Consider the following 801-nt stretch of genomic DNA (forward strand, 5'->3'; position numbering starts at 1 on the left):
ACAACTATGCTGACACTGAGGGTAAATAAGATAAGGATGAATAATCTCCCTTCGTTCAATCTGCCCTCGAAATATAGAACGCAGTCGACCGTTTGCAATGCAGGAAAAAGCGCATAGTGCTGAGGAAATGGCTAGGCAAGCGCCTCATGAGTGGCAATAAAGTCATTTTTTAACTGGCTATACACAGCGGCATCGTTGTCACACGCCAGTGCTGCGGCACGTTTTATTGCCGCATACTCAGCACATACGGCTGGGTTTGCACGTAGATAATCGCGGAAAGCCAAGTGCCGCTGGATTGACTCGTCGCCCACCACAAAAGCGTGAAGATGGTGAGTACGCGCATCGCCACCTTTGGTGTAGTAACGACGTCCCGCTATTCCATTTTCGCCACGAGGGTGATAGCCCAGATCGACCATGACATGATCGAACTTGTCCAAAGCGGATAACGAAATCACTTCCAGCAGCATATCAATCACCGGCTTAGCGGGGAGCCCCGACACGGCCGTGCTACCGATGTGATGCACATTTACCGCAACTTCGCCGAGCGCCTGCGTGAGTTCCCTTGCCGCCGTTGCATAATTTGTCGCCCACAGTGGATCGTAATCCACCACGGTAATCGTTCGTCCGCCCATTCACTGCTCCCCCAACACGGCCTTATCGCGTAAAGGGTATCAGCGTTCAGGGGACGATTCAAAAGCCATCAGAAAGCGCGGCGAGGAGACGCATCTCACCTGACAACATGAAATTTATCTGCTATGGCTCAGCAATCACTCTGACGTCACTGTAGGCCATCCTTGCACG

1 protein-coding gene is annotated in these 801 nt (G+C 52.1%); it reads right to left on the minus strand.

The features are described from left to right. Positions 1-131 precede the first annotated feature (131 nt). Positions 132-632: a GrpB family protein gene (locus H0248_RS21735; protein WP_180787455.1), complete on the minus strand. Its 501-nt coding sequence runs from the start codon at positions 630-632 to the stop codon at positions 132-134. Between the last annotated feature and the right edge of the window lie 169 nt (positions 633-801).

Origin of the sequence: Pectobacterium brasiliense, from assembly GCF_013449685.1 — a bacterium.
GTDB lineage: Bacteria > Pseudomonadota > Gammaproteobacteria > Enterobacterales > Enterobacteriaceae > Pectobacterium > Pectobacterium brasiliense_A.

Excerpts from the sequence above, each read along its gene's own strand:
- H0248_RS21735 (WP_180787455.1), bottom strand. The coding sequence starts at position 632 with ATGGGCGGACGAACGATTACCGTGGTGGATTACGATCCACTGTGGGCG.